The organism is Stenotrophomonas sp. GD03654 (assembly GCF_029845105.1).
Lineage (GTDB): Bacteria > Pseudomonadota > Gammaproteobacteria > Xanthomonadales > Xanthomonadaceae > Stenotrophomonas > Stenotrophomonas africana.
This window is the reverse complement of the sequence record NZ_JAOCLC010000141.1, coordinates 1-2,409: the sequence shown is the minus strand read 5'-3', so window position 1 is coordinate 2,409 and position 2,409 is coordinate 1. Positions and strand designations below refer to the sequence as shown.

The 2,409-nt window shown below is 56.2% G+C and carries 1 protein-coding gene; it reads right to left on the bottom strand.

Going from position 1 to position 2,409, the window contains the following annotated elements; all coding sequences use genetic code 11:
* Positions 1 to 82: 82 nt before the first annotated feature.
* Entirely contained in the window at positions 83 to 1,786 is a 1,704-nt protein-coding gene (gene ltrA, locus N5J73_RS24115; RefSeq protein WP_058174471.1) for a group II intron reverse transcriptase/maturase, read from the bottom strand.
* Positions 1,787 to 2,409: the final 623 nt, after the last annotated feature.

The following is a 2,409-nucleotide window of genomic DNA, read 5'->3' as shown; positions in this document are numbered from 1 at the left end:
GTCGGGTAGGGACAGGCCATTGCTGGCCCATCCCCCCCTAAGAACCGTACGTGAGAGTTTCCCCTCATACGGCTCAAGCCTTTCAAAGCCCGCTTTCGCGAACCGGCTTCACCACCTTGAGACCATTGACGTGAATCTGGTTATGACAGTTCGGATGCACCATGACCAGGTTGGAGTTGATGTCCGGTCCGCCGTCTACCCGCCTGACCAGATGATGGACATGCCACCCGCTGATTTCGGTGATGGGTTGACTACAAACCGGGCACCTACCGCCCTGTTCCATCCAAAGCCGAATGAGCTTCTTCCGCCCTTGCAGCGAGTCCTTTAACTTGAAGCCGAACCTCTGCTCAAAGTAGGTTTCCCACTGCGGGTCGAACGGATTGGCATCAGCCTTGATCTTGCGGTGCCGACGAATCTTCGTATCGCAAATGTCCCGAAGTGCGGTCAGCTTTGGTTTCCCATTGCTGAGCCGTTCCCCGGTGTCCATCGCGAACACCCATCCGCGGAAGCCGTCGGTCTGGAAATACTTCTTCCGTACCCACTGCGCTCCCTTGTTCGGGTGGCGTCGTCTTGCCCACTGCCACAAACATTGCCAAATCTCCATCCTGACGCGCTCGAAAGTGCGGCGTGCCACGACGTGCCGATGGTAATTCGCCCACCCCTGAATCATCGGGTTGAGCGCCTTCACCAGTTTGTCTTGGCGGAGTGCCTTATTGCCCTTTACGAACTCCCGGACTTTGCCAAGGAACGCCGAGACGTTCTTCTTGGATGGCTTGATGAGAAGCTTGCCGTCGTACTTGCGTACGTTAAATCCGAGGAAATCAAACCCATCGTCGATGTGCGTGATCTTGGTCTTCTCTGGCGAGAGCGTGAGCCCCCGTGCAGCCAGGAATTCCTCGACCATTGGACGGACCTCGTTCTCCAGCACTTCTTTCGTTGCGCCGGTGATGATGAAGTCGTCTGCGTACCGGACGATGTTGACCTTCTGCTTGTTCCAATTCTTCTTCAAGTACCGCCGAAGAAGCATCGGTTCAAGCCCATCGAGGGCCAGGTTTGCCAGCGTTGGCGAGATGATGCCACCTTGCGGTGTTCCCGCTTCCGTTCGATAAAGAGCGTTGCTTTCGAGGTATCCCGCTTTCAGCCACTTCCGTAACACTGCCGAGTCCATCGAGACGTTCTCGGACAGCCAGTCGTGACTGATGTTGTCGAAGCAGCCTTTGATGTCTGCCTCAAAGACCCACTGAGCACGATCTTTCTTTGCCAGCAAAGCGAAGCATTGCTCGATCGCATCCGCCGTGGAACGAGCGGGACGGAACCCATAGGAGTTCAGGTCGCCCGTCGTTTCCGAGACCGGTTCGAGCGCAAGCAAGTGCAGCGCCTGCATTGCCCGATCCTTCATCGTCGGAATCCCGAGTGGCCGCAATTTGCCATTCGACTTTGGGATGTAGATTCGCTTCAACGGCATTGGCTTGTAACCGTGCCGCCGCAGCGATTGGACCGCTTGAGACTTGGCCTCCGGTGTGGACCACGTGATGCCATCCACGCCCGGAGTTCTTTTGCCTTGGTTCTCGGTGACTCGTCTGACGGCCAAAGCTTTGCCGCTGAACGAGTGGGTCAGAATCCACTGCAAGGCTTTCACCCTGCCGTGTTTCCCTTCCCGCGTTGCCTTTACGATACGCGCTTGGAGCCTTCGCACTTCACGGTGACACTTGGCCCAGTCGATGCTGTGCCATGTGACCGATTCGCGTGAGGGCGCACCCGCGCAAGCAATTTCTTGCGTAGTCATCTGCAATTCCCTCTTGAAGAAGGTTGGACAAGTTTTCTCGTAGAGAAAGACCAAGTGGAAGTCTGCTCGCTTTCGCGCGGGATGATGTCGCCTTGCGGCTCAATCCCTATCCGCCCCATTACAGAGCGGCATTCGCTTTCTCCACATTCCTCTACCCGCACCTCCAACAGCATTCCTTGCGGTCTGCCTGCCCCGAGGGGCAGAGATACGGGCTTACCGTGTTTCACTTGATTCACAAGGTCGGATTAGGTTGTGCCTTTTCGCCGGTAGCTATGAATGTCCGTGCATCCCCACTATTCAAAGGGATGTCCAGCTACAGCCCCATTTTGGGAAAGAGCCTGTCAGCATCTTTGGCTCTATCAGACGTGACGACGTTTATCAGCACTTCACTTGCGTTAACCATACCAACCAGCCTAGCGACCCAACCGCGTTGATGCTCGCAGTAGCAGGGTCAGCCTCGCGGCCTTCCCTTGGCTTGCGCCGGTCTACATTGTCTCGGTGGCTTCACACGCAGTCGTTACCAACCACGCATGCACCGATAGGCTACTGATGACGGAACATCAGGCTTCCTGCCGCCGAAGCGGTGAAGCAATGAATCAAGCGACTTCACGTCGCACGAACAG